The sequence below is a fragment of the Kitasatospora sp. NPDC087314 genome (genome assembly GCF_044744365.1).
In the GTDB taxonomy this organism is placed as follows: domain Bacteria; phylum Actinomycetota; class Actinomycetes; order Streptomycetales; family Streptomycetaceae; genus Kitasatospora.
Map to the genome: position 1 here is coordinate 24,716 of NZ_JBIUYE010000003.1, position 24,662 is coordinate 49,377.

Here is a 24,662-nt window from a genome sequence, read left to right on the forward strand (position 1 = left end):
CGTCTCGGCGAGCGTCCGGTAGAGTTCTACTCGTTGCGACGGAGACAGAGCAACAAACCGCAGGACCGGGGTGTGGCGCAGCTTGGTAGCGCGCTTCGTTCGGGACGAAGAGGCCGTGGGTTCAAATCCCGCCACCCCGACCCAGGTCAGAGGCCCTATCGGAGAGATCCGATAGGGCCTCTGACGTTTCCGCAAGCACGAAAGTGCAGCAACCGCTCCGACCCTCCCCGACCGCCAGCAACGCCTGCTGAGGAAGCGTCGGCAGAGCGGGTGGCTCCGCCGACGCCGCCGAGTGGTTCAGGACACAGTGGGGCTGCGGCGTTCGACGAGGGTGACGTCGCGCCAGGTGCCGTGGTGTTTGCCGATCCGTTCGCGGGTGCCGATGACGCGGAAGCCAGCGCGAGCGTGGAGGGCGAGGCTCGCCGTGTTCTCAGGGAAGATGCCGGACTGGATGGTCCAGATGCCTGCCGTCTCGGTCGAGGCAATCAGGGTGTCCAGGAGGGCGGCGCCGACGCCTCGGCCCCGTGCCTCCGGGTGGACGTAGACGGAGTGCTCGACGACGCCCGCGTACGCGCACCGGTCGGAGACGGAGACGGCGGCGGCCCAGCCGAGGACCCGGCCGTCAGCGTCGAGGGCAACCAGGCGGTGGCCCGGGAGCTTGGCCGCGTCGAAGGCGGCCCAAGTCGGGGCGGTGGTCTCGAAGGTCGCGGTGCCCTCGTCGATGCCGAGCTGATAGATCGCCAAGACCTGATCAGCGTGCTCGGGCATCATGGTGCCGATGCGCACGGCGGGGCTCATGCGGCGGCCTCGACGCCAAGGTCGGCGAGCAGGCCGCGGATCTGCTCCTCGATCTCGTCGCGGATCGGGCGGACGGCGTCGACGCCCTGGCCAGCCGGGTCGTCCAGCTTCCAGTCCAGGTACCGCTTGCCGGGGAAGTAGGGGCAGGCGTCGCCGCAGCCCATGGTGATCACCACGTCGGACGCCTGCACCGCCTCGACGGTCAGCACCTTCGGGGTTTCGGCGGAGATGTCGATGCCGACCTCGACCATGGCCTCGACAACGGCCGGGTTCACGGTGTCGGCCGGGGCGGAGCCGGCCGAGCGGACCTCGACCCGGTCGGCGCCGAGGCGGGTGAGGAAGGCGGCGGCCATCTGGGAGCGGCCGGCGTTGTGCACGCAGACGAACAGCACGGACGGGACGGCGGGAGCAGTCACGGGTCTCTTCCTTCGGGCGGGTACGGGGCGGGGGTTCAGCGGCCGGAGGCGGCCGGGTGATGCTCGCCGTGCGGGAGGACGACGTCCTCGGCGGCGGGCGCGGCGCGGCCGAAGAGCACGACGACCAAGGCGAGGCCGACGGCCAGGCCGACGAGCTGGGCGGCGACGAAGGCCGGAGCGGAGGCTGGGGTGATGCCGGCGAAGGTGTCGGTGAACGCCCGGCCGACGGTCACCGCCGGGTTGGCGAAGCTGGTCGAGGACGTGAACCAGTAGGCGGCGCCGATGTAGGAGGCGACCGCGACCGGGGCGAAGTGCTCGCGGCCGGTCCGGGCCAGGCCGGAGATCAGCAGGATGAGCCCGGCGGTCGCCACCACCTCGCCCAGCCACAGGTGCGGGGCGGAGCGGTCGTGGGTCGACCAGGCGACGAGCGGCTCGGCGAACATCGCATCCGCCAGCACTGCCCCGCCGACCGCCCCGGCGATTTGCGCCGGGACGTAGGCGGCAGCCTCGCGCAGGTTCGGCCCTTCTCCGCTGCGGCGGCCGGTCCACCACGCGGCCAGGGTGACCACCGGGTTGAAGTGCGCGCCGGAGACCGGGCCGAGCAAGGCGATCAGCACCCCGAGGCCGAACACCGTGGCCAGGGAGTTGGCCAGCAGCTGCACACCGACGTCCTGGGACAACTTGGCGGCCTGGATGCCCGAGCCGACCACCACCGCGACCAGCGCACCGGTCCCAACGAACTCCACCGCCGCCCGGCGGCCGAGCGGAGCCATCTCCGTCATCCCGCACCCCCGGCAGCCGCGCCAGCCGGGGCCTGCAGCAGGGAGGAGAGCTTGGCCAGGGCAGCGGGCAGCACCCAGTAGTAAACCCAGGTGCCGCGCCGCTCGGAGCCGACCAGGCCGGCCTCGCGCAGCACCTTGAGGTGGTGGGAGATGGTCGGCCGGGAGACGTCGAACGGGCCCGTCAGGTCGCAGACGCATGCCTCGCCGCCCTCGTACGAGGCGATCAGGGACAGCAGCCGCAGACGGACGGGGTCGGAGAGCGCCTTGAACATCCGCGCCAGGTCGACGGCCGCCTCCTCGCCCAGCGGCTCGCGGACCATCGGCGAGCAGCACACCGCGGCATCGTCCCGCCCGAGGACGACCAGTTCTGAATTCGACATATGTCTATGTTGACAGTCATCTAATCAGTGAGCCAAGCTCGCCGCATCGACAGGTGTCGATACAGGACCTCGGACCGGGGAGGACCACCATGTCCCGTGTCTCCGGCAGCGGGAGCATGGACTCCGAGGCGTCGGTACTGACCTCGGACTGCAGCAGTCGGCGGCGCACGCGCTGGAGCTGCTGCTGGACGAGGAGCTCGGCCCGGTCCAGCATGACGTCCAGAGCGGTCAGGGCGTCCCTTGCGCTGTCGTCACCTGGCGTTGGCCTCGGCGTTCCGGGGGGTGGCGGCGGAGAGGGTGAAGGCGAGCAGGGCCGTGGCGGTGAAGTCGTCTGCGGATTCGACCGTCTGCCAGGCTCCTACGTGGTCCATGTAGCCGCCGCCGCGTCCGTCGAACGCCGCGAAGGGGTTGCCCTGGTTCGTCGGGCACTTGCGCATGGTGGGGAAGGAGTTGAGGTCCTTGAGCTTGTCAGCGGCGTTGGGGCCGTTGACGACACCGCCCAGCAGGATGTCACCTTCGCCGTCGAGGTCACCGGCGAGGTTGGCGGCCTGGTGCTCGGGGCAGTGCGGGAAGGTGGTGCCTGCCCCGATGACGAAGGAGGAACCCCAGGCGTTGGCGCCCAGCGTCCAGTTGCGCTGCTGGGTGGCGAAGGCGTCGTAGCGGGAGTCTCCGGTCACGCGGTGGTACAGCTGGGCGGTGGCGGCCAGACCGAAGGTGTGGGGCACGGAGTCGAAGTCGGTGTAGACGGCGCCGGCTCGGAACGGGTCGCGGGCCGCGCGGGAGCTGCCGTCGTCGAGCTGTCGCTTGAGGTCGGCGACAAGCTGGCTGCTGGTCACCTCTGTGCTCGGGGCACCGTAGTTGAGGAGCTTGGCGAGGTCGGCGTGTGCGAGTGCACTGACGTCGCCGAGCCCCAGGGTGCCCTTGGTGTCGGAGTCGATGTACTGCTTGGCCCAGTGGCCGGCTTGCTTGATCCAGCCGGCTGCCCGGTTGTCGCCGAGGGCCTGGCCGGCGAGGGCCAGCTCGCTGGCGCCGAATTCCATGTCGTCCTGCCAGGACGCCTCGGGATAGAACCCGTGGGGGAAAGCGGTGACCAGCTGGTCACCGGGTGCCGTATCGGCGAGTTCGTAGACGTGTGCGGCCTTCTCCAGCTCCGCGTGTGCCCGGTCCGGGTTGTCCGCCGCGTCCAGCTGGGCGGCCAGGGCGAAGGTCGCGGCGACGCGCCCGGCGAGGTTGGGGCTGATCGGCTTGCCGGGGGGTGCCGCGCGGAAGACCGGCCGGTGCTTGATCAGGTAGTTCGGGTCGCCGGGCTTGACCTGGAGGGCGTCGTCGGCCTCGGGCAGGCGCCAGATGTCGTGGTCGGAGCGGATCTTGCCGCTGCCGTCGTCCGTGTCGCCCTTGCCGAGACCGACCTGCACGTAGAGGGTGCGGGACTCGTCGTCCCACATCTTGTCGAGCCAGTCCAGCCCGTGGCGGCTCTCGGTAGCCAGCTCCTTCCCGCCGACGGGAGTGGTCCGCTGCGCGAGCAGCAGACTCGCGGTGGAGTAGGAGGCGGTGTGCGTGAACTTGAGGAAGTCACCGGCATCGTTCCAGCCGCCGGAGACGTCGACCGGGCCGTCGACCGGCTTGAGGGGCGCCAGCAGAACCTTCTCGTCCGCGTCGTAGGCGGGGGTGTCGTACACGGTGGCCTGGCGGTCCGCCAGGTGCGAGGGCTTGCGTCGCAGCTCGGTGGGAACGACGTCGGCTCCGTCGCGCTGGGCCTGGAAGAAGCGGACGTTGTCCTGGACGAGCTTGCCGAACAGTTCGTCCGCAGGCGCGATGTGGAACTGCGGGGAGGTCGCGCTCACGGGCCCGGACACCTCCACCCGGTAGTCACCGGGCTCGGTGAGGCGGGACAGGTCCAGGGTGTGAACGGCCTTGTAGGTGCTGTTCCACCCGCCGGTGGAGGCCCCGACCTTGCCACTCAGTACTTCCGTCCCGGAGGCGTCCCGCACCCGGAAGGACGCCGTGGACGCGGAGGCGGAGGTCATGAGGTAGGCCTGTTTGGCCTCACCGGGCGTGTAGCCGACCTGGTCGACGCGCACTACGGCGCGAGGCGCTGCGGACGCGGAGGCCGCTGCGGTCGCTCCCTGGGCGGACTGGATGCAGCAGACCGCGAGCACGGTGGTTGCCACGCCGACAGCGGTCATGCCGATGACGCCGGTACGTATCTTTGCCATGCCCGCAGGCTGCCAGCGGCTTCATGAGGCGATCATGAGGAAGGCGACGGCACCTGGAGCTCCCATGCCGAGTCGACGCTCGTGAAGCCGTCTTCGACGGCATCCTGGTGCTTCAATACCGGTCGAGCGAGGCCGTCCGTCGGCTCGCGTCCCCGCACCTCGCCCAGCTCCGGTGATCGGCGCCGCTCTGCGGGGCCTCGACGGCCTCCCGAGTGCGCACCGGCAACCACCGGTCCACCTCGGGGATACCCAGGTCCATCAAAGCCGCATAATCTACTCTCATCGCCATGACCCAGGCCTTCGCGATCTTTCCGACCACGTAGGCTCCCCGGTCATGCGCGTACTGGTCCTTGAGGACGACCCAGAGCTTGGCCCGGCGATCACCAGAGGCCTGCGCGAAGCCGGCTTCGCCGTCGACTTTGCCGGCGATCTCGCCGAGGCCGACTTCAAACTCGCCGTCAACGACTACGACTGCCTGATCGCCGACCGCACTCTGCCCGACGGGGACGCGCTCACCCTCCTCTCCGCTCAGCGCAAGGCGGGCTCCACCCTGCCGATCCTCCTGCTCACCGCACTGGACGCGGTCACCGACCGGGTGGCCGGCTTCGAGCACGGCGCCGACGACTACCTCGTCAAGCCGTTCGCGTTCGCCGAGCTCAACGCCCGGGTGCGCACCCTGTGCCGCCGCGGCCAGCCCGCACGGCTGCCCGAGCTGCGCGTCGGCGACCTGGAACTCGACCTTCCCCGCCGCCGGGTGCGGCGAGACGGCGTGCTGCTCACACTGACCGCGAAGGAGTTCGCGGTCCTGGAGGTCCTGATGCTGCGTGCCGGCGAGGTGGTCACCCGCAGTGAACTCATCGAACGTTGCTGGGACGAGCAGGCCGAACCGCTCTCGAATGTCGTCGACGTCCTCATAGGCCAGTTGCGCCGGCGGCTGGGACCACCTGAACTCATCCTGACGGTACGCGGCGCCGGGTACCGCCTCGCCGACCCGGCCACGGGCCTGTGATGTCACGTACTCCAGCCGCCGCGCGCCTGCATCGCGTCCGGTGGGTGATGACTCTGCTCTTCGCAGCGACGACCGCCGTCTGCCTGCTGGTGCTCGCCACCATCGCCGTCCGCACCGACAGCCACTCCCGCACGAACGATCTCGACAACGCCGTCAGCCACCGCGCCGACGGCCTCGCCCGCACCCTCTACTACGACGCGGGCGGCACCCTGCACCTCGACTCGCTGCAGGAGGACGAACTCGCCCGCAGCGCCGAGGCACTCGCGGTCGTCCAGGCGGCCCCGAACGCCGGACCACGGATCCGCTACGCGTACCCCTCCCAGGCCGCCCTGCCCGGACAAGCAGAACTCGACGAGATCTGGCAGGAAGTCCAACACGACCAGGAAACCACCCTGGTCACCACCACCGCCGCCAACGGGCGCCGGTACCACTGGGCCGCAGCCCCGGTCTGGGACGGTGACCGGATCGGCGCCACCGTGCTGGTCGGAGCCGACCCCGCACGCAGCCAGGCGGACCACAAGCGGCTGATCCAGTGGCTCGCCCTGGGCTGCGTCGCACTCGTGCTGGCGGCCGCCGCAGTGGGCCACCTGCTGACCGGACGCTCCATGCGCCCCGCCCTCCAAGGACTTGAGCAGCAGGAGCAGTTCCTCGCGGAAGCCGCCCACGAACTGCGCACACCACTGGCCACCCTGCGCCTGGTGGTGGAGAACGGCAGCGCCTCACCGCACCGGGCCCCCGCAGCCCTGGACGAGGCGGTGCGGCTGGTCGACCGGCTGGGCCGACTCGTCACCGGGCTGCTGGCCCGAGCCCGCGTGGAAGCCGGCACCCAGGAAGTCGAACTCACCCCGCTACGCCTCGACCAGCTGGTCGAACAGACCATCGAGGAACTGCCGGACCCCACCGGCGTCACCGTCACCACCGAGGCCGTCATCGTCGACGGGGATCCCGAGCTGCTGGCCCAAGCGGTCCGCAACCTCGTGGAGAACGCCCTACGACACGGCGGCGGCACTCCGGTCGACGTGACGGTCGCCGCCACCCGGGTCGCGGTCCGGGACCACGGCCCCGGCGTGCCGGCCGAGGACCGTACCCGGGTCTTCGAGCGACGCGTCACCGGGGCCGCCAGCACCGGCACCGGCACCGGCCTCGCCATCGTCCGCTGGGTGGCCGAGCTTCACGGCGGCACCGCCCAGCTCTCCCAGGCCCCCGGCGGCGGGACACTGGCAGAGCTGCTGCTGCCAGAGCGCAAGAGCGGCTGACGCGACCTGGCGACGCCCGGCCGTCATCGCCAGGCCACCTCATCCTCATCTCATGCAGCACCGGGCAGGGTGGAGCCGTGTCCACCTTCCCAGCCGGCCCCAAGTGGAGCCTGCGCTCCACCGCACTCCTCGCAACCACCGCGCTCGGTGTCGGCGCAGTCTTCTACGCCCTGCCCGCGGGCGGAACAACTCCCGCCGGGAACCCCGGCCCCGCGGCCCTCACCAGCATCACCCGCGCCATCGACAAGGCCCACCTCCACCATCTGACGCTCACTCAGGGCAGCCGACTGGTGCGAAAACTCCGCTCGTAAGGCAGTTCTCGCCGGCCGGGACCACGACCCTGACGTACCGCCCGAGGACCGGACCCGGGTCGTCGACCAGCGCGTCACCGTAGGCACCAGCGCCGGCACCGGCACCGCCATCGTCCGCTGGGTGGCCGAGCTCCGTGGCGGCACCGCCCGGCTCTCCCAGGCCACCGTCGGTGGGCACTGGCAGAGCTGCTGCTACCGGAGCGCAAGAGCAGCTGACGGCATCACCCCGGCGAGGCCAGGCCGTCCCCGCCAAGCCCCTCATCTTCGCCTCATGCACAACCGAGCAAAGTGAATCCATGCCCACCTTCCCAGCTGGCCTCAGATGGAGCCTGCGCTCCACCGCACTCCTCGCAACCACCGCGCTCGGCATCGGCGCAGTCTTCTACGCCCTGCCCGAGAGCGGGACAACCACCGACGGGGACCCGTCCCAGGCCGGCCCGGCCGCGATCCGGGTCGACCAGGTCGGCTACGCCGTCGGGGAAGCCAAGCAGGCCTTTGTGATGGGGACGGAAGCCGGACTGAGCCGGGCCGGCTACCGGCTGGTGGACGAACACGGCACCACCGTGGCCACCGGCCAGGTCGGCAGCCGCACCGGCACCTGGAACAGCAAGTACCCGGACGTCCACACCGTGGACCTGTCGGCCGTCGACGTCCCGGGCAGCTACCGCCTCGAGCTCACCGGCACGGCCTCCGGAAGCTCCCCGAAGTTCCGCATCGCGCCCGCCAAGGACCTGCTCACCCCGCTCATCGAGGACAACGTCCGCTTCTTCCAGGTCCAGCGCGACGGCGCGGACCTCCTGCCCGATGTCATGCGCCGCCGGCCCTCGCACCTCGCGGACCGCCAGGCAACGGTCTACGCCACCCCGCACTACAACGAGGACGGCACCCAGCTGCTCGACACGAAGCTGACCCCGGTGGGCGGCCCCATCGACGTCTCGGGCGGCTGGTCCGACGCAGGCGACTTCCTCAAGTTCACGCACACCACCGCCTACAGCACCGCCGATCTGCTGCTGGCCCTGCGCACCGCACCGCACGCCGCAGGCCTGACCGACGAGGCCAAGCAAGGCCTGGCCTGGCTGGACAGGATGTGGGACGGCAAGACCAGCACCCTCTACGCCCAGGTCGGCATCGGCGCGGGCAACGACGACATCCGGACCGACCACGACGTCTGGCGGCTGCCCGAGGCCGACGACAAACTGAACGTGGCACCAGGCGACCCGAACTACCTGATCAAGAACCGGCCGGTCTTCCGGGCCAACGAGCCCGGCGCACCGATCAGCCCCAACCTGGCCGGCCGCGTGGCCGCGGTCTTCGCGCTCGCCGCGCAGAACAGTGCCAAGAGCGATCCAGCCGCCGCCAAGTCCTGGTTGAACAAGGCCGCCGCCGTCTACGCCAAGGCGAACACCAAGCCCGGCGACGAACTGATCACCGCGTTCCCGCACAACTTCTACCCCGAAGACTCCTGGCAGGACGACATGGAGTTCGGCGCCACCGAAATGAGCCTGGCAGCCAAGACACTGGGCGACGGCCGGGCCGCCGGCTGGCAGCAGCAGGCGGGGCACTGGGCCAAGCAGTACATCGACTCCGACACCAAGGGCACCCTCGGCGTCGCCGACGTCAGCGCCCTCGCCCACGCCGACCTGCTCACCGCCCTGACGGCGGACAGCGGGAGCGGCACGGACAGCGTGACCCCTGCCGACCTGCAGGGCGACCTGCGCCGACAGTTGGACGACGGCGTGAACCGGGCCGCCAAGGACCCCTTCAGGGCAGGCGCGGTGTACACCGACTTCGACTCGGTGCCGCACACCTTCGGCCTGGTCGCCACCGCACAGCTGTACGGCAAGGCCACCGGCGACCACCGCTACGACGCCTTCGGCGCACAACAGCGCGGCTGGGCCCTGGGCGCCAACTCCTGGGGCAGCACCTTCATGATCGGCGCAGGCGAGGTGTACCCCCACTGCCCGGAACACCAACTGGCCAACCTCGGCGGCAGCCTCGACGGCACGGGCGAGATCCTGCGAGGCGCGGTGGTCAACGGGCCGAACGCCGCGGAGAAGCTCGCCGAACTCAACACCTTCCCCACCATGAAGCGCTGCTCCTCCAACCCCGGTACTGCCTGGACCGACTTCGACGGGGCCAAGGCCCGCTTCCTCGACGACGCGGGCGCCTGGCAGACCGTGGAACCCTCGGTCGACTTCACCTCCACCGCGATGCTGGCCTTCGCCCTGTCGCAGAACTGAACGGCTGACCAGCGCCCGACCGAAGCGGATGAGGGGTGACGGAGTGGGGCCCTGCCAGGGGATTCGGTGGGGCCCTTCGTGCTGGGTGGGGTGGGTGGGGGTCAGAGGGTGGTGGGGAGGTCGGTGCGGGAGGTGATGTCGAGCTTGGGGTAGGCCTTGTAGAGGTGGTGGGCGACGGTGCGGGGGCTGAGGAAGAGTTGGGCGGCGATCTCGCGGTTGGTGAGGCCCTGGGCGGCCAGGCGGGCGATCTGGAGTTCCTGAGGGGTGAGCGGGGAGTGCGGGGTGTCGGTGGGGGCCGGGGCGGGGGTGCCGGTGGCGGTGAGTTCGGCGCGGGCGCGGGCGGCCCAGGGGTGGGCGGCGAGGCGTTCGAAGGTTTCGAGGGCGGCGCGCAGGTGGGGGCGGGCGTCGGTTCGGCGGCGGGAGCGGCGTAGCCACTCGCCGTAGAGGAGGGCGGTACGGGCCTGCTCGAAGGGACGGTGGGCGTTCTCGTGCAGGTCGAGGGCGGCGCGGTAGGCGGATTCCGCGAGTTCGTCGGGGCCGAGCAGGGCCTGGCAGCGTAGCCGGAGGGCCTCGGTCCAGGGGCGGTCGGCGGCGGCGGTCCAGCGGGCGAAGCGTTCGTACGGTTCGGCGGCGCGTTCGGGGGTGCCGAGACGTACGGCGGCCTCGACCAGGTCGGGGACGGCCCGGGTGGCGCTCACGTGGTGCCGGTGGGGGCCGGTGGTGAGGGTGTGCAGGCGGTCGGCGGCGTCGCCGGCGCGGCCGTGGCCGAGGTCGAGCAGGGCGAGCGCCCAGTGCACCCAGGGGCGACCGGCGGCCGGGGCGGCGGTCTGCGGGCCGGTGGCGGCGAGGGCTTCGGCGGCGAGGCGGGTGCAGCGGTCGGTGGCGCCGTCGAGGGCGGCCAGGTAGGCGAGGAGCGCGGTGAGTTGGCTGACCCACTGGTGCTGGCCGGTGTCGCGGGCGAGGGCGAGGGCCTCGGTGGCGGTGACCTCGGCGTCGCGGTGGCGGCCGTGGAAGAGTTCGGCCTCGGCGAGGAAGAACTGCAGGGTGGGCATCACGCCGATGGTGCCCTTGGCCCGGGCCTCGGCGACGAGTTCGCCGCCGAGTTCGGCGGTCTCGTCGTCCCGGCCGAGGATGAGGGTGGCACCGCATAGTTGGACGAGGTCGACCGGGGTCTCGGCGCCGGCCTTGCGGGCGGCCGCGGCGGTGTCCCCGGCGGCCGGCGGTCGGGCCGCGAGCCGGCCGAGGGCCGGGAGGACGGCGGCGGGCAAGTGGCGGGCGAGCGGGGTGAGCGGGTCGTCGTCGGCGAGCGGTAGCGCGGCCAGCCGGTCGAGGACGGCGACCACCGGCTCCTCCCCCACGTACCAGGCGGTGTGGAAGGCCTGGAACAGCATCCGGGCGGCGTACGGCGCCTCGATGGCGGTGCCGGCGGCGTCGAGCAGCAGCCGGTACGCGGTCGGGTGGGAGCCGCGCCAGAAGTGCGCGGTGGCCCGGACCTGGTCGAGCAGGGCGTGCGCCAGGGCGTCGTCGGTCCGGGCCCCGGCCTCGTCGGCGAGCGCCTCGGCCTGTGCCAACCTGCCTTCCTCGGTGGCGGCTTCGGCGGCCAGGACGAGGCGGCGGGTGGCGGCGTCGCGGTCCGGGGTGAGCCGGGCGGCGCGCTCGTACGCGGCGGCGGCGCCACCGTGGGCTCCGCGGGCCTCGGCGCGGACGGCGGTGCGTTCCAGCGCTTCGGCGAGGGCGGCGTCGGGCGCGGTGGCGGCGAGGGCCTGGTGCCAGGTGCGGCGGTCGCCGTCCGGCAGTACACCGGCGATGGCCTGATGGATCGCCAGCCGCTGGTGGTGCGGGGCGCGTTGCAGGATGGCGGCGCGCAGGAGCGGATGGCGGAAGGCGATCCGGCGCTCGGGCGTGACGGCCGCCAGGCCCGACTCCTCGGCGGGGCCCAGGTGTTCGGCGGGAATGCCGAGGGCGGCCGCGGCAGGCAGTACGACGTCGAGTTCACCGCTCTCCTCGGCGGCGGCGACCAGCAGGAGGGTCTGGGTGGCCGGGGGCAGGCCGGTGACCTGGCCGTGGAAGGCGATCAGCAGCCGGCTGGTGAGCGGCAGACCGCCCGGGGCCGGCGCCGACGAGCCGGTGGCGGGCGGCTGCGCACCGGCGGTGACGGGGAGTTCGGTGAGGGCGAGCGGGTTGCCGGCCGCCTCGGCGAGCAGCCGGTCGCGGACGGCGGCGGGCAGGTCGGGGCCGGCCCGGTGCTCCAGCAGCCGGGCGGCGTCGGGCTCGGACAGGCCGGTCAGCCGGAGTTCGGGGAAGCCCGTGTTCGGGAGTTCCGGAGCGGCGCTGCCGGTGCGGGTGGCGAACAGCAGGGCCACTCCCTCGGCCTGGAGTCGGCGGGCGGCCAGCAGCAGCGCGTCCAGGGAGGCGTCGTCCAGCCACTGCGCGTCGTCGATGATGCACAACAGCGGTTGCTCGGTGGCGAGTTCGGCGAGCAGCCCGAGGGTCGCGAGCCCGACCAGTAACCGGTCGGCCGGGGTGCGGTCCTCGGCGAGCCCGAACGCCGCCTCCAGGGCGCGTCGCTGCGGCCCGGGCAGGACGTGCAGCCGGTCGAGGCCGGGCGCGAGCAGCAGACTCAGCCCGGCGAAGGGCAGTTCGGCCTCGTACTCGACGCCGGCGGCCCGGATCACCCGGAACGTCTCCCCCGCCAACGCGACCGCGTGGTCCAGCAGCGCGGTCTTGCCGATCCCGGGCTCGCCCCGGAGCAGCAGGACCCCGCTGCGGCCTTCGCGTGCCGCCTCCAACAGCGCCGCCACGACGGACTGTTCGTCTTCCCTCCCGTACAGCATGCCCCGACCCTACCGAGCGCGGGGACGGGCGGAGCCACCGAGGCCGAGCGCACCTGCGTACCCCGTCGCCGAACGCTACGTACCCCCGTACCGATACGTGACCGATTCGCCCGCGCCGCCCCGTCCCTACCTTGGTGAGCAGCGGGAACGAGCCGCCAACCACCCACCAGGACACGGGAGAAGACCATGACCGAGATCACCGCCACCACCCTCCAGCAGCTCGCCGAGCGCTACCTCGCGGTCTGGAACGAGACCGACCCGGCCGCCCGCCGCAAGCTGGTCGACGAGGTGTGGGTCGAGGACGGCAGCTACACCGACCCGCTGGCCGCCGTCACCGGCCGGGAGGCGATCGACGCGCTGATCGGCGCCGCCCAGGCCCAGTTCCCCGGACTGGAGTTCACCCTCGGCCCGGTGGACGCGCACCACGACATCGCCCGGTTCACCTGGAACCTCGGGCCGGCCGGCGCCGAGCCGATGGTGATCGGCTTCGACGTGCTGGTGGCCTCGCCGGACGGCCGGATCGGCTCGGTGTACGGCTTCCTGGACCGCGTCCCGGGCGCCTGACGACAGGCCGGACGGGTCAGGGGCTCCCCCCACGGCCCCTGACCGCTGCCCCCAACCCCCTTGAGGAGAAGCCGAGATGAGCACCGCCCTGACCAACCGCCCGGAGACCGCGAACGAGGCCGCGACCGCGACGACCACCGCGGCGACCACCGAGGCGCCGGCCGAAGCGACGCCCGAAGCCCCGCGCGGCCTGCTGGCGGTCGTCCTGACCGCCACCTTCATGACCGCCCTCGACTTCTTCGTCGTCAACGTCGCCGTCCCGTCCGTCCAGGCCGACCTGGGCGCCGGACCGGCCGCCGTCCAGTGGGTGATCGCCGGATTCAGCCTGGCCCTCGCGGCCGGCCTGGTCACCGCCGGCCGCCTCGGCGACCGGTACGGCCGCCGCCGGGTGTTCGGGCTCGGCCTGGCCCTGTTCACCCTCGCCTCTGCGGGCTGCGGCCTCGCCCCCACCGCCGCCGCGCTGGTCGGCGCCCGGGTGGTGCAGGGCCTGGCGGCGGCGCTGATGGGCCCGCAGGTGCTGGCGATCCTGCGGACGGCGTTCAGCGGCGCGGCGCAGGCGCGGGCCTTCGCCCGGTACGCGCTGACCATGGGCGTCGGCTCGGTGTTCGGCCAGTTGATCGGCGGGCTGCTGATCCGGGCGGACCTCTTCGGCCTCGGCTGGCGCAGCTGCTTCCTGATCAACCTGCCGATCGGCCTGGCCGCCCTGGCCCTGGTCCGCCGCTGCCTGCCGGAGTCGCGCGCCCCGCAGCGGCCGGGCCTGGACCCGGTGGGCGTGCTGCTGGTCACCGCCGCGCTGACCGGCCTGGTGCTGCCGCTGATCCAGGGCTCCCAGCAGGGCTGGCCGCTGTGGACCTGGCTCTGCCTGGGCGGCTCGGCCGCCCTGCTGGCCGGCTTCGCGGTGCACCAGCACCGCGCCCGGGACACCGGTTCCCCGCTGGTCGACACCCGGCTGTTCCGGACCAGGTCCTTCGGTGCCGGTCTGCTCGCCCAGCTCGCCTTCTGGCTCGGCCAGGCCTCCTTCTTCCTGGTCCTCGCCCTGTACCTGCAGCTGGGCCGCGGCCTGGACGCGCTCGGCGCCGGACTGGTGTTCACCGCGATCGGCCTCGGCTACCTGCTCACCTCCAACGCCGCCCACCGCGTCGCCGCCCGGCTCGGCGGACGGCGGACGATCACCGTCGGCGGGCTGCTGATGGCCGCCGGACTGGGCCTGCTCGCGCTCGCGGTGTACGGCGCGCCGGGCGGGAGCGTCTGGTGGCTGGCGCCGGGGCTGTTCGTGGACGGCCTCGGGATGGGCCTGGTGATCGCCCCGGTGACCTCCGTCGTGCTGGCCGGGGTCGAACCGCGGCTGGCCGGTTCGGCGGCCGGGGTGCTGGCCACCGTGCAGCAGGTCGGCGGGGCGCTCGGCATCGCGCTGATCGGCCTGCTGTACTACGGCGCCGGCGACCCGGTGGCCGCGTTCGGCCGCAGCGTGACGGCGCTGGCGGTGCTGGAGCTGGTGCTGGTGGGCCTGGTCCGGCTGCTGCCCCGCAGGGGTTAGCCCGCAGCGGACGGGGCACGGTCCGGCCGCCCCGCGGGGGGACAGAACGGAACGGGTGGTGGGCTACGGCCCCCGCCCGTTCCGTTCTGTCCCCCCGATCGGGTTGGATGGTCGGATGAGCGAGGAGAAGAGCGCCGTACCGGCATGGGAGCAGCGGTTCAGGGCGGCCCGGGTGTCACTGCCCGACTGGGCCGAGGACGCCCCCGACCGGGCGCTGTACGTGTCCAACGCGACCGGTACCTACGAGGTCTACGCCTGGGACCGCGCCACCGGCACCCACCGCCGGGTCACCGACCGACCGAACGGCACCACCGACGCCGAGCTGTCCCCCGACGGCGCCTGGGTCTGGTGGTTCGACGACCACGACGGCGACGAGTTCGGCATCTGGCGCCGCCAGCCCTTCGCCGGCGGGCCCGAGGGTCGCGAGGCCGACGCCCGCGACGAGGAGGCCGTGCCCGGCCTCGCCGCCTCCTACTCGGCCGGGCTGGCGCTCGGCCGCGACGGCACGGTGGTCGTCGGCCGGTCCACCGACGAGGACGGCACCACCCTGCACCTGCGCCGCCCCGGCGCGGCCGAGGCCGTCGAGATCTACCGGCACGAGGAGTACGGCGGCGTCGGCGACCTGAGCTACGACAGCACGCTGCTCGCCATCGACCACACCGAGCACGGCGACGCGATGCACTCCGCGATCCGCGTCGTCCACCTCTCCGACGGCTCGACCGTCGCCGAACTCGACGAGGTGACCGGCCGGGACGAACCGCGCGGCGTCGCCTGCCTCGGCTTCGCCCCGGTCGAGGGCGACACCCGGCTGCTGGTGGCCCATCAGCGCACCGGCCGCTGGGAGCCGATGATCTGGGACGTCGCCACCGGCGCCGAGACCGCGCTGCCGCTGCGCGACGAGCAGGGGCGCGAACTGCCCGGCGACGTCTCCGCCCAGTGGCGCCCCGGCGCCGAGGCGCTGCTCGTCGAGCACGAGTACGAGGCGCGCAGCGAGCTGTTCTCGTACACGCTCGCCGACGGCCGGCTGACCCGGCTGGACACCCCGCGCGGCACCGTCGGCGGCGCCACCGCCCGTCCGGACGGCACCGTCGAGTACCTGTGGTCCTCCGCCGCCGAGCCCTCCGCCGTCCGCTCCACCACCGGGACGGTCGTGCTGCGGGCGCCCGGCGCGGTGCCGCCCGGCTCCGTCCCGGTCGAGGACGCCTGGGTGGACGGGCCCGGCGGGCGGGTGCACGCCCTCGTGCAGCGGCCGGCCGGAGCGGGCGAAGGTCCCTTCCCGACCGTGTTCGAGATCCACGGCGGCCCCACCCACCACGACAGCGACTCCTTCACCGCCGGACCGGCCGCCTGGCTGGACCACGGCTTCGCGGTGGTCCGGGTCAACTACCGCGGCTCCACCGGCTACGGCCAGGCCTGGACGGACGCCCTGCACGGGCGGGTCGGCCTGATCGAGCTGGAGGACATCGCGGCCGTCCGGGAGTGGGCGGTCACCAGCGGCCTCGCCGACCCGCGCCGGCTGGTGCTCAGCGGCGGCAGCTGGGGCGGCTACCTGACCCTGCTCGGCCTCGGCGTCCAGCCGGACAGCTGGGCGCTGGGCATCGCCGCCGTGCCCGTCGCGGACTACCACGCCGCCTACGCCGACGAGATGGAGGCGCTCAAGTCGCTCGACCGCACCCTCTTCGGGGGCACCCCGGAGGAGGTCCCGGAGCGCTTCACCGCCTCCTCGCCGCTCAGCTACGTCGAGCAGGTGCGGGTGCCGGTCTACATCAGCGCCGGGGTCAACGACCCGCGCTGCCCGATCCGGCAGATCGAGAACTACGTCGAGCGGCTGGAGCAGCTGGGCAAGCCGCACGAGGTCTACCGGTACGACGCCGGGCACGGGTCGCTGGTGGTGGAGGAGCGGATCAAGCAGCTGCGGCTGGAGATCGACTTCGCCCGACGTCACCTCGACGCGGCGGCGGACGCCGGGAGCGGCAACAAGGCCGGGGCCGGCGACGGGGGGTCGGTGTGAGGCGTCGGCTGACGCTCGCGGGGGTGGCGGTGGCCGGGGCCCTGGTGCTCACCGGCTGCTCGGGCGGGCACGGCAACGAGGCCTCCTGCCCGCCCCCGGCGGGGCCCGCGGTGCCCACTCCGACGCCGACGGCGGCCGCACCGACCACACCGGCGGCTCCGGCCGCTCCGGCCGCGACCCCGGCCGCCACGGCGACGCGTGCAAGCGCGCCGGGGGCGGGACCGGGACCGGCCGTCGTACGGGCGGCCTACGCGCCGGCGGAGGGCGAGGACGTGGTCCAGCTCGCCAAGGGATCCGGCGGGTCGAAGGGGTCGAGCGGCTCCAAGGGCTCGTCCGGTTCGAAGGGCTCCGGGTCCAAGGGGTCGAAGACCGGGCGCACCGTGCACCACCACATCGACCACTACGACTCGGCCGACACCGTGAACGGCGGCCACGGCCGCTGCCACGACGAGCCGGTGTTCACCGGGTCGCCGACGCCGGTGCCGACCACCCCGACGGCGCCGGGTAAGCCGACGCCCGTACCGCCCGTACCGGCGGTCCCGACGGCTCCGACCTCACCGGGAAAACCGGCGCGCTGACGCGAGGCGCCGAGGCACCGAGGCACCGAGGCACCGAGGCGGCACCGACGGCCGGAGGGTCAGTCCAGGACCGGGTCCAGACCGAGGGCCCGGTCCTGCTCCGCCTCCCCCTCGCGGCGCACCAGGCGGAACCACATGAAGACGACGAAGCCCCCGAAGACGAACCACTCCAGGGTGTAGCCCAGGTTCTGGAAGGCCCGCAGGGTGAGCCCGTCCCCGCCCTGCGGCTGGACGGTCGGCACCGGGGTCAGCCCGGCCGGCACCGCGTCGGCGGCCACCCAGCCGTCGTACCAGCCGTCGTACGCCAGCACGTTGAGCAGCGCCGCCCGGTTGATCGTGCCGAGCTGGCCGGCCGGCAGACCGCCCGCCACCGCGCCGTTGCTGCCGCTGCTCTCCCCGGCCTGTAGCCGACCGGTGACGGTCACCTGCCCGGTCGGCGGCGGCACGGCCGCGGACGCGCCCTCGGCGGGCGCACCGGGCTCCCAGCCGCGGACCACGGCGGCGACGTGACCGTCCGCGGTGCGCAGCGGGGTCAGCACGTAGTAGCCCTGCTTGCCGTCCACCACCCGGTTCGGGACGAGGAGCTGGTGCTCCGCGTCGTAGCTGCCGGTGACCGTGACGGGCTTGCCGACGGTCTCGGTGTTCACCTGCGGGGCGGCCGGGTTGAGCAGGTCGTCGATCGGCCGGACATCACTCGAAGCGGTGATGGACTGCTTGGTCTCCCGATGCGACGAGAACCGGTCCTCGAACCGGCCGAGCTGCCAGGAGCCCAGCCAGACGCACACCGCCACGGCCGCCACGGCCAGCGCGGTGCCGCCGAGCCAGCGGGGGGTCAGGAGGAACCGGTACACACCCCCCACGGTAACCACTCCTCACACCCGTCCCGACCCCCGGGGTGCGCCGCCGGCCCGGCCGGCCGGGCCGGTCACCGTCACGGGCTGAAGCCCCGCCGGGGCCGGCGCCCCCGTCAGCCCGCCGAGGGCGAGCCCGACGGCTGCGGCGCCGCTGCCCCCACCGGCTGGACGCCGCCGCGGTACAGGGTGCCGGCGCAGGTGATGGGCAGCGTGGCGGTGGCGACGGCGGGACTGCCGGGGGCGGGGGTGTGGGCGATGGTGGCGGTGGCGGGCCGGGTGCTGGGGTTGGCGGTCGGGGTGGCGGTGGGGCTGGTGCCGGTGGTGGGCCCGGCGCTGGGGGACGAGCTGGACTGGGGGTTGGCGCTGGGGGCCGCCGAGGCGTCCGTCGCCGGGGCGGCGCCGCTGGCGGGGGGTGCCTGGGAGCCGGCGGCGGCCGACTTGGCGCCGCCCTGGCCGGTGGGCGCGGCGGTGGTGGCGGTGCCACCACCGCCGGAGGTGGGGCAGGTCCGGTCGGGGATCCAGGCGAACGGCACCCGGTAGCCGGCCTGTGGGGCGAGGACGGGGGGGTCCGCGTCCATCGCGGGCAGGGCGTCGGCCGGGTCGCCGGCGGTGTGGTCGGCGGTGCGGACGAGGCTGCGGTCGGTGCCGCTCACCGCCGTGACGGCGACGGCGCCGGGGCCGCCGAGCCGGCAGCCGTGTCCGGAGACGTTGACCACGGTGAACGAGCCGTAGATCCGGCCGTCGACGTCGGCCGGGCCGACCTGCGCGCCGCCCTGGCCGAGGTCGGCACGGGTGCAGAGCGGGACGATCACGCTGTCACCGGTGCTGGCGGCGGGGACGGGCGCGGCGGGGGTGCCGTCGGGGCGGGTGGTGCTGGCGCCGGGGCTGGGCGAGGCGGTGGCGGGGGCGGAGGGCGAGGCGCTGTCGCCGGTGCCGCTGGGGCCGGGGCGCGAGGGTGTGCCGGTGCCGGTGCTGCCGCCGGTCCTGGTGCCGGTCGGGGGGGCGACGGACGGGCTGGTGGCGTCGGCCGAGCCGGGGCCGCCGGACAGGCCGAGGTGCTCCCCGTCGTGCAGCGCGGGCAGGGCGACGGCGACCGCGAGGGCGAGGGCGGCGGCGCCGGTCCAGGCCCCGCGCCGGACGGCCCGGCGGCGGGGTACGGCGTGCCGGATCCGCGGCAGGCCGCCGGGGACGGGCTGGATGCCGGCGACGGCGTGCCGCATGAGCTCGCGGACGGCCCGTTCCTCGGCGGAGAACCCGTCGTTCTCGCCGCCCGAGGGCCGCTGCCCGGCGCCGTCAGCCATGTCCGGCCTCCATCTGGGTGCGCAGGGCGGCGAGTCCGCGCGAACCGTAGGCCTTCACCGATCCGAGCGAGATGCCGAGGGTCTCGGCGACCTGCGCCTCCGTCATGTCCACGAAGTAACGCAGCACCAGAACCTCCCGCTGACGGCGTTGCAGACCACGCAGCGCGGCCTTCAACTGGTCGCGCTCCAGCGCATCGTAGGCGCCTTCTTCTGCACTGGCCATGTCAGGCATGGGCTTGGGCAGCAGCCGCAGACCGAGGATCCGTCGGCGCAGCGTGGAGCGGGACAGGTTGACCACGGTCTGCCGCAGGTAGGCCAGGGTCTTCTCGGGCTCGCGGACCCGGCGCCGGGCGGCGTGCACCCGGATGAACGCCTCCTGGACGACGTCCTCGCAGGTCGAGAGGTCGTCCAGGAGCAGCGCGGCGAGCCGCAGCAGGGAGCGGTAGTGGGCCTGGTAGGTCTCGGTGAGCAGGTCCTCGCTGGTACCCGCGTCGGTACCGGCACCGGAGTCCGCCGCACCGGGTGCGACCGAGGTCATCTGGTCGTCTTCCGGCCTACTCGCCGGCCACGGGGCGCGCGAGAGGAAGGCCACCGCGGCTCTCGCCGGGATGCCCGCCCCTGCCCCCACCATCACGTTCGCCACGCCCGTTGGACACTCGATCCCCTGTCATGGTTGCCCAGCCCGGGGGCCATTCTTCCGCATCGGCGGAAGCGGCCTCCAGGGGATTCCATCGGGATTCCGGACAGATTGTGTCGAGGAGCGGACACTCCCTCCCCCGAGGTGTGCCCCTTCCTGCCCTAGGGCGCGTCCCCCTCCTGCTCCAGTGTCAGCTCGCCGGCCACCAGTTCCGCGATCTGCAGCAGGTTGAGCGCCGCGCCCTTGCGCAGGTTGTCGCCGCAGAGGAAGAGGTCGAGCGCGGCCGGCTCGTCCAGCGCCCGGCGCACCCTCCCGACCCAGACCGGATCCGTCCCGACCACGTCGTTCGGGGTGGGGAACTCGCCGGCCGCCGGGTCGTCGTAGAGCACGACGCCGGGGGCGTCGCGGAGGATCTGCTGCGCGTGCTCCTGGGTGACCTCGCGTTCGAACACCGCGTGCACGGCCAGCGCGTGGGTGCGGACGACCGGGATGCGGACGCAGGTCGCGGAGACCTTCAGGGCGGGCAGGCCGAGGACCTTGCGGGCCTCGTCGCGGATGCCGACCTCCTCGGAGGACCAGCCGCCGTCCATCAGTAAGCCCGTCCAGGGCACCGCGTTGAGGGCGAGCGGGGCGGCGAACGGCCCGTGCTCGGCGATCACCGCGCGCAGGTCGCCGGTCTGCCGGCCGACCTCGGTGCCGGCCACCAGGGCGGTCTGCTCGCGCAGCGCCGCCTCGCCGATCCGGCCCTCGCCGGAGGCGGCCTGGTAGGAGGCGACGACGAGTTGCGCGAGCCCGTACTCGGCGTGCAGGGCACCGACGGCCGCGATCATCGCGAGGGTGGTGCTGGCCGGGCTGGCGACGATGCCGCGGGCGCGCAGCCGCAGCGCGGCCGCGTTGACCTCGGGGACGACCAGCGGCACGTCCCCGGCGGTGCGGAAGGCGGCGGAGTCGTCGACCACCACGACGCCCTTGGCGGCCGCGATCGGCGCCCACTGGGCGGAGACCTCGTCGGGGACGGCGAACACGGCGACGTCGATCCCCTCGAAGGCCTCCTCCGCCAGCGGGACGACCTCGACCGACTCCCCCCGCACGACCGGCTTGCGGCCGGCCGAGCGCGGGGAGGCGATGAGTCGGACCTCGCCCCAGACGTCCTGGCGGAGGGAGAGCAGGCCGAGCAGCACCTCGCCGACCGCGCCGGTGGCGCCGACGACGGCGAGGTTCGCCCGCCGGGTCATCGCCCGGTGCCTCCGTAGACGACGGCTTCGTCCGTCTCGCTGTCCAGTCCGAAGGCGCTGTGCACGGCGCGGACGGCCTCCGGCACGTCCTCGGCGCGGGTGACGACCGAGATGCGGATCTCCGAGGTGGAGATCAGCTCGATGTTGACGCCCGCGGCGGACAGCGCCTCGAAGAAGGCCGCGGTGACGCCCGGGTTGGAACGCATGCCCGCGCCGACCAGGGAGATCTTGCCGATCGCGTCGTCGTAGCGCAGCGACTCGTAGCCGATGCCCTCCTTGACCCGACCGAGCGCGTCGATGGCCTTCTGGCCCTCGGCCTTGGGCAGGGTGAAGGAGATGTCCGTCAGCCCGGTCGACGCGGCGGAGACGTTCTGCACCACCATGTCGATGTTGACCTCGGCGTCCGCGATGGCGCGGAAGATCCGGGCCGCCTCGCCCGGCTTGTCGGGCACGCCGACGACCGTGACCTTGGCCTCGGAAGTGTCGTGGGCGACTCCGGAGATGATGGCCTGCTCCATCTCGCCCCCTTCGGGCTGGTTCGGGTTCTCGTTGCTGACGATCGTCCCGGGAAGACCCGAGAAGGACGAGCGTACGTGAATCGGGATGTTGTAGCGCCGGGCGTACTCCACGCAGCGGTCGAGCAGCACCTTGGAACCGGACGACGCCAGCTCCAGCATGTCCTCGTACGCGATCCAGTCGATCTTGCGGGCCTTCGACACCACGCGCGGGTCGGCGGTGAACACGCCGTCCACGTCGGTGTAGATCTCGCAGACCTCGGCCCTGAGCGCGGCGGCGAGGGCGACGGCGGTGGTGTCCGAGCCGCCCCGGCCCAGCGTGGTGATGTCCTTGCTGGTCTGCGACACGCCCTGGAAGCCGGCCACGATCGCGATGTTGCCCTCGTCCAGGGCGGTGCGGATGCGACCCGGCGTCACGTCGATGATGCGCGCCTTGTTGTGGACGGAGTCGGTGATGACACCGGCCTGGCTGCCCGTGAAGGACTGGGCCTCGTGACCCAGGGATTTGATCGCCATGGCCAGCAGCGCCATGGAGATGCGCTCTCCAGCGGTCAGCAGCATGTCGAACTCACGGCCGGCAGGGAGCGGTGACACCTGCTCCGCGAGTTCGATGAGCTCGTCCGTCGTGTCGCCCATCGCGGACACCACGACGACGACCTCATGGCCGGCCTTCTTGGCGTCAACGATTCGGCGGGCTACGCGCTTGATGCCTTCGGCATCCGCAACGGATGAGCCGCCGTACTTCTGCACGACAAGGCCCACGTGCGCTCCTCGACTTGTGTCGTCTTCCGGGGGCGCCAGGCCCCCGCACCCTCCGGGGTAAGGGGGGTGTGCGGTCGGCGCCAGTCTACCGAGCAGGGGTGCCGCAACCGGCGCTTTCCATATGATGAGACGCCCGTTTCAGCAGGTGGTCGGCAAAACGGGCGGCCCACCGGCAGGTCTGCGGGTAATTCGCCGCCGCTCCGAAGAATCGGCGGACGAACGGACGGCGATCCGGCGGGATTTCTTTTCCGCGCGGAATGCTGAGGTATTCGTCACAATCAGCCGCCGGGGGGCCGGACGCCAGAGCGCCGGAGCACTCAGCGAAAACCGGGGGCTCGCGGCGAAAGCCGAGGGGCACACCGAAACACGACGCGCCGCCCACGACACCCCGGAAACCACGGGTGCACCGGAAACCGGTGCTACCGCCCGAGGCCCAGCTCGGCCGCCATCAGGTCACCGGCCTGCTGCTCCAGCTGCTCGTCGGTGAGGCCGTCGTCGTCGGTGTCGGCGCCGTCCGGCACCGCGCCGATCGGACTGTCCAGCCTGACGTGCGCGATCAGCGACTGCAGCGCCCGCAGCACCGCCGTGCAGGTCGTGCCCCAGTTGGAGAGGTACGAGAACTGCCACCACCACAGCGCCTCGCTGACCCGGCCCTCGCGGTAGTGGGTCAGCCCGTGCTGCAGCTCGCCGACCACGCCGGCCAGGTCGTCCGAGATCCGGAAGGCGTTCGGCTTCTCCGGCGGGCCGTACGGGTCGAAGACCTCGTGGTAGACGTCGATCGGCGCGAGCAGCGCGGCCAGGCGCTCGCGCAGCTGCTCGCCGTCCGGCTCCGGTCCGGTGTCGGGCTCGAAGCGGTCCTCCGGGACGACGTCCTCGATGGCGCCCAGCCGGCCACCGGCCAGCAGCAGCTGCGAGACCTCCAGGAGCAACAGCGAGACCGCGCTGCCCGGCTCGTCGCCCTTGGCGACCTCGGTGACGGCGAGCACGAAGCTCTCCACCGAGTCGGCGATCTGCACGGCGAAGTCGTCCGGCTCCGAACCGTGCGCGTGGATGTGCGGGGTGTGGCTCTGCGGCTCCCCGTGCGGCTGCCCCGGCGGCGGCTGGTGGGCCTGCCCGTGGGACGGCTGGTGGGGCGTGTGGGGCTGCTGGTTGATCGTCCGGTCAGACATCGAGCAGTCGTCTCCCTTCGAAGGCGCGGCCGAGGGTGACCTCGTCCGCGTACTCCAGATCCCCGCCGACGGGCAGTCCGCTCGCCAGCCGGGTCACCTTCAGGCCCATCGGCTTGCAGAGCCGGGCCAGATAGGTGGCGGTCGCCTCCCCCTCCAGGTTGGGGTCGGTGGCCAGGATCAGCTCGGTGACCGTGCCGTCCGCGAGGCGCGCCAGCAGCTCGCGGATCCGCAGGTCGTCCGGGCCGACGCCCTCGATGGGGCTGATCGCGCCGCCCAGCACGTGGTAGCGGCCGCGGAACTCGCGGGTGCGCTCGATGGCGACGACGTCCTTGGACTCCTCGACCACGCAGATGACGCCGAGGTCGCGGCGCGGGTCCAGGCAGACCCGGCACTGCTCGGCCTCCGCGACGTTGCCGCAGACCGCGCAGAAGCGGACCTTGTCCTTGACCTCCAGCAGCGCGTGCGCGAGGCGGCGCACGTCGGTCGGGTCGGACTGCAGGATGTGGAAGGCGATCCGCTGGGCGCTCTTGGGCCCGACGCCGGGCAGCCTGCCCAGTTCGTCGATCAGGTCCTGAACCACGCCCTCGTACAACGTCGCGCCTTCCCTCGGATGGTCGGTGGTGCTCCGGTGCCATCATCCAACGAATCGGGCGCCGGACACACCGCCCGACGCCCGACTCCCACATAAATCACATGGGACCGTTGTCTGAACTTCAGAACTTCAGGCCCGCCTGGTCTGCCCCTTGGGCGGGTCGGGCACGGGCCCGTGGGCCGGTCCGGGTCGGACCGGCCTGCCGGCTCGCAGCTGAACCCCTACGAGGTCAGAACGGCAGGCCGGGGATGCCGCCGCCCAGGCCCTGGGTCAGCGGGCCCATGCGCTCGGCCTGCATCTTCTGCGCCGACTGGTTGGCGTCCCGCACGGCCGCCAGGACCAGATCGGCCAGGGTCTCGGTGTCCTCCGGGTCGACGGCGGCCGGGGCGATGGTCAGCGCCACCAGCTCACCGGCACCGGTCACCGTGGCCTCGACCAGGCCACCGCCCGCCGAACCGCTCACCTTCGTCTCCGCCAGCTCCTGCTGCGCCTGCGCGAGATCCTGCTGCATCTTCTGCGCCTGCTTCAGCAGCTGCTGCATGTTGGGCTGGCCACCACCGGGGAACACGGCTCACTCCTCGCTGTCGTGCTCGCGGTCCTGCATTGCTGTCCTGCGCGCAGTCCGCTCGCGTCGTCACGGCCGAGCCTACGTGCTGCCGGGGCGG

General features: G+C 73.0%; 22 protein-coding genes and 1 tRNA gene. 9 read left to right on the forward strand and 14 right to left on the reverse strand.

What is annotated here, in order from left to right; genetic code table 11:
* The first annotated feature begins 66 nt into the window (after positions 1 to 66).
* Positions 67 to 140, forward strand: a tRNA-Pro gene (locus ACIO5E_RS06645).
* A gap of 157 nt (positions 141 to 297) precedes the next feature.
* On the opposite strand, the gene ACIO5E_RS06650 is transcribed toward ACIO5E_RS06645, so the two are convergent.
* From ACIO5E_RS06650 to ACIO5E_RS06670, 5 genes are all read right to left on the reverse strand, one after another.
* Positions 298 to 798: a GNAT family N-acetyltransferase gene (locus ACIO5E_RS06650; RefSeq protein ID WP_400664518.1), complete on the reverse strand. Its 501-nt coding sequence runs from the start codon at positions 796 to 798 to the stop codon at positions 298 to 300.
* Entirely contained in the window at positions 795 to 1,214 is a 420-nt protein-coding gene (locus ACIO5E_RS06655) for an arsenate reductase ArsC (protein WP_400664520.1), read from the reverse strand. Before ACIO5E_RS06655 ends, ACIO5E_RS06650 begins: the two co-directional genes overlap by 4 nt.
* Positions 1,215 to 1,249: 35 nt before the next feature.
* The gene (locus tag ACIO5E_RS06660) at positions 1,250 to 1,996 is read right to left on the reverse strand and encodes an aquaporin (RefSeq protein ID WP_400664522.1); all 747 of its coding nucleotides are present in this window, start codon (positions 1,994 to 1,996) and stop codon (positions 1,250 to 1,252) included.
* Positions 1,993 to 2,376: an ArsR/SmtB family transcription factor gene (locus ACIO5E_RS06665; RefSeq protein ID WP_400664524.1), complete on the reverse strand. Its 384-nt coding sequence runs from the start codon at positions 2,374 to 2,376 to the stop codon at positions 1,993 to 1,995. The genes ACIO5E_RS06660 and ACIO5E_RS06665 overlap by 4 nt, the downstream gene beginning before the upstream one ends.
* A gap of 251 nt (positions 2,377 to 2,627) precedes the next feature.
* Positions 2,628 to 4,592, reverse strand: a complete 1,965-nt coding sequence (locus ACIO5E_RS06670) for a glycoside hydrolase family 9 protein (protein ID WP_400664526.1) — start codon at positions 4,590 to 4,592, stop codon at positions 2,628 to 2,630.
* Positions 4,593 to 4,926: 334 nt separating this feature from the next.
* Between ACIO5E_RS06670 and ACIO5E_RS06675 the strand changes: the two genes are divergently transcribed.
* The 4 genes from ACIO5E_RS06675 (at position 4,927) to ACIO5E_RS06690 (ending at position 9,408) form a co-directional block, all read left to right on the forward strand.
* The gene (locus ACIO5E_RS06675; protein WP_400664528.1) at positions 4,927 to 5,601 is read left to right on the forward strand and encodes a winged helix-turn-helix domain-containing protein; all 675 of its coding nucleotides are present in this window, start codon (positions 4,927 to 4,929) and stop codon (positions 5,599 to 5,601) included.
* Between the two features lie 47 nt (positions 5,602 to 5,648).
* Positions 5,649 to 6,857 (forward strand): sensor histidine kinase, encoded by a 1,209-nt coding sequence (locus tag ACIO5E_RS06680; RefSeq protein WP_400665335.1) that lies wholly within the window; start codon positions 5,649 to 5,651, stop codon positions 6,855 to 6,857.
* A gap of 77 nt (positions 6,858 to 6,934) precedes the next feature.
* Positions 6,935 to 7,168, forward strand: coding sequence for a hypothetical protein (locus tag ACIO5E_RS06685; protein ID WP_400664530.1), 234 nt, complete (start codon positions 6,935 to 6,937; stop codon positions 7,166 to 7,168).
* Positions 7,169 to 7,464: 296 nt separating this feature from the next.
* The gene (locus ACIO5E_RS06690) at positions 7,465 to 9,408 is read left to right on the forward strand and encodes a glycoside hydrolase family 9 protein (RefSeq protein WP_400664532.1); all 1,944 of its coding nucleotides are present in this window, start codon (positions 7,465 to 7,467) and stop codon (positions 9,406 to 9,408) included.
* 101 nt (positions 9,409 to 9,509) lie between these two features.
* On the opposite strand, the gene ACIO5E_RS06695 is transcribed toward ACIO5E_RS06690, so the two are convergent.
* A complete protein-coding gene (locus ACIO5E_RS06695) occupies positions 9,510 to 12,242 on the reverse strand; it encodes an AAA family ATPase (RefSeq protein WP_400664534.1) in 2,733 nt (910 codons plus the stop codon).
* A 186-nt stretch (positions 12,243 to 12,428) separates the two neighbouring features.
* On the opposite strand from ACIO5E_RS06695, the gene ACIO5E_RS06700 reads away from it, so the two are divergent.
* From ACIO5E_RS06700 to ACIO5E_RS06715, 4 genes are all read left to right on the forward strand, one after another.
* Positions 12,429 to 12,806 carry a nuclear transport factor 2 family protein gene (locus ACIO5E_RS06700; RefSeq protein WP_400664536.1) on the forward strand — a complete coding sequence of 126 codons (378 nt, stop codon included), beginning with the start codon at positions 12,429 to 12,431 and terminating at the stop codon, positions 12,804 to 12,806.
* A 76-nt stretch (positions 12,807 to 12,882) separates the two neighbouring features.
* Positions 12,883 to 14,343, forward strand: a complete 1,461-nt coding sequence (locus tag ACIO5E_RS06705) for an MFS transporter (protein WP_400664538.1) — start codon at positions 12,883 to 12,885, stop codon at positions 14,341 to 14,343.
* A 115-nt stretch (positions 14,344 to 14,458) separates the two neighbouring features.
* The gene (locus ACIO5E_RS06710) at positions 14,459 to 16,354 is read left to right on the forward strand and encodes a S9 family peptidase (protein ID WP_400664540.1); all 1,896 of its coding nucleotides are present in this window, start codon (positions 14,459 to 14,461) and stop codon (positions 16,352 to 16,354) included.
* The gene (locus ACIO5E_RS06715) at positions 16,351 to 16,932 is read left to right on the forward strand and encodes a hypothetical protein (protein ID WP_400664542.1); all 582 of its coding nucleotides are present in this window, start codon (positions 16,351 to 16,353) and stop codon (positions 16,930 to 16,932) included. The genes ACIO5E_RS06710 and ACIO5E_RS06715 overlap by 4 nt, the downstream gene beginning before the upstream one ends.
* Before the next feature lie 59 nt (positions 16,933 to 16,991).
* Here ACIO5E_RS06715 and ACIO5E_RS06720 read toward each other — a convergent pair whose 3' ends face one another.
* The 8 genes from ACIO5E_RS06720 to ACIO5E_RS06755 form a co-directional block, all read right to left on the reverse strand.
* Positions 16,992 to 17,783, reverse strand: a complete 792-nt coding sequence (locus ACIO5E_RS06720) for an SURF1 family protein (RefSeq protein ID WP_400664544.1) — start codon at positions 17,781 to 17,783, stop codon at positions 16,992 to 16,994.
* A gap of 116 nt (positions 17,784 to 17,899) precedes the next feature.
* On the reverse strand, positions 17,900 to 19,087 hold the full coding sequence (locus ACIO5E_RS06725; protein ID WP_400664546.1) for a hypothetical protein: 1,188 nt from the start codon (positions 19,085 to 19,087) through the stop codon (positions 17,900 to 17,902).
* Positions 19,080 to 19,625: a SigE family RNA polymerase sigma factor gene (locus tag ACIO5E_RS06730; protein WP_280673478.1), complete on the reverse strand. Its 546-nt coding sequence runs from the start codon at positions 19,623 to 19,625 to the stop codon at positions 19,080 to 19,082. Before ACIO5E_RS06730 ends, ACIO5E_RS06725 begins: the two co-directional genes overlap by 8 nt.
* A 260-nt stretch (positions 19,626 to 19,885) precedes the next feature.
* Positions 19,886 to 20,959 carry an aspartate-semialdehyde dehydrogenase gene (locus ACIO5E_RS06735; protein WP_400664548.1) on the reverse strand — a complete coding sequence of 358 codons (1,074 nt, stop codon included), beginning with the start codon at positions 20,957 to 20,959 and terminating at the stop codon, positions 19,886 to 19,888.
* Positions 20,956 to 22,236, reverse strand: coding sequence for an aspartate kinase (locus tag ACIO5E_RS06740; RefSeq protein WP_400664550.1), 1,281 nt, complete (start codon positions 22,234 to 22,236; stop codon positions 20,956 to 20,958). Before ACIO5E_RS06740 ends, ACIO5E_RS06735 begins: the two co-directional genes overlap by 4 nt.
* Positions 22,237 to 22,655: 419 nt before the next feature.
* Positions 22,656 to 23,405 (reverse strand): DUF5063 domain-containing protein, encoded by a 750-nt coding sequence (locus tag ACIO5E_RS06745; protein WP_400664552.1) that lies wholly within the window; start codon positions 23,403 to 23,405, stop codon positions 22,656 to 22,658.
* Positions 23,398 to 23,997 (reverse strand): recombination mediator RecR, encoded by a 600-nt coding sequence (gene recR, locus ACIO5E_RS06750; protein WP_350876365.1) that lies wholly within the window; start codon positions 23,995 to 23,997, stop codon positions 23,398 to 23,400. Before recR ends, ACIO5E_RS06745 begins: the two co-directional genes overlap by 8 nt.
* Before the next feature lie 229 nt (positions 23,998 to 24,226).
* Entirely contained in the window at positions 24,227 to 24,565 is a 339-nt protein-coding gene (locus tag ACIO5E_RS06755) for a YbaB/EbfC family nucleoid-associated protein (protein ID WP_063348649.1), read from the reverse strand.
* Between the last annotated feature and the right edge of the window lie 97 nt (positions 24,566 to 24,662).

Coding starts and splice junctions, on each gene's coding strand:
- ACIO5E_RS06650 (WP_400664518.1), bottom strand. CDS start 798: ATGAGCCCCGCCGTGCGCATCGGCACCATGATGCCCGAGCACGCTGAT.
- ACIO5E_RS06660 (WP_400664522.1), bottom strand. CDS start 1,996: ATGACGGAGATGGCTCCGCTCGGCCGCCGGGCGGCGGTGGAGTTCGTT.
- ACIO5E_RS06665 (WP_400664524.1), bottom strand. CDS start 2,376: ATGTCGAATTCAGAACTGGTCGTCCTCGGGCGGGACGATGCCGCGGTG.
- ACIO5E_RS06670 (WP_400664526.1), bottom strand. CDS start 4,592: ATGGCAAAGATACGTACCGGCGTCATCGGCATGACCGCTGTCGGCGTG.
- ACIO5E_RS06675 (WP_400664528.1), top strand. CDS start 4,927: ATGCGCGTACTGGTCCTTGAGGACGACCCAGAGCTTGGCCCGGCGATC.
- ACIO5E_RS06680 (WP_400665335.1), top strand. CDS start 5,649: ATGACTCTGCTCTTCGCAGCGACGACCGCCGTCTGCCTGCTGGTGCTC.
- ACIO5E_RS06690 (WP_400664532.1), top strand. CDS start 7,465: ATGCCCACCTTCCCAGCTGGCCTCAGATGGAGCCTGCGCTCCACCGCA.
- ACIO5E_RS06695 (WP_400664534.1), bottom strand. CDS start 12,242: ATGCTGTACGGGAGGGAAGACGAACAGTCCGTCGTGGCGGCGCTGTTG.
- ACIO5E_RS06700 (WP_400664536.1), top strand. CDS start 12,429: ATGACCGAGATCACCGCCACCACCCTCCAGCAGCTCGCCGAGCGCTAC.
- ACIO5E_RS06705 (WP_400664538.1), top strand. CDS start 12,883: ATGAGCACCGCCCTGACCAACCGCCCGGAGACCGCGAACGAGGCCGCG.
- ACIO5E_RS06710 (WP_400664540.1), top strand. CDS start 14,459: ATGAGCGAGGAGAAGAGCGCCGTACCGGCATGGGAGCAGCGGTTCAGG.
- ACIO5E_RS06725 (WP_400664546.1), bottom strand. CDS start 19,087: ATGGCTGACGGCGCCGGGCAGCGGCCCTCGGGCGGCGAGAACGACGGG.
- ACIO5E_RS06730 (WP_280673478.1), bottom strand. CDS start 19,625: ATGACCTCGGTCGCACCCGGTGCGGCGGACTCCGGTGCCGGTACCGAC.
- ACIO5E_RS06735 (WP_400664548.1), bottom strand. CDS start 20,959: ATGACCCGGCGGGCGAACCTCGCCGTCGTCGGCGCCACCGGCGCGGTC.
- ACIO5E_RS06745 (WP_400664552.1), bottom strand. CDS start 23,405: ATGTCTGACCGGACGATCAACCAGCAGCCCCACACGCCCCACCAGCCG.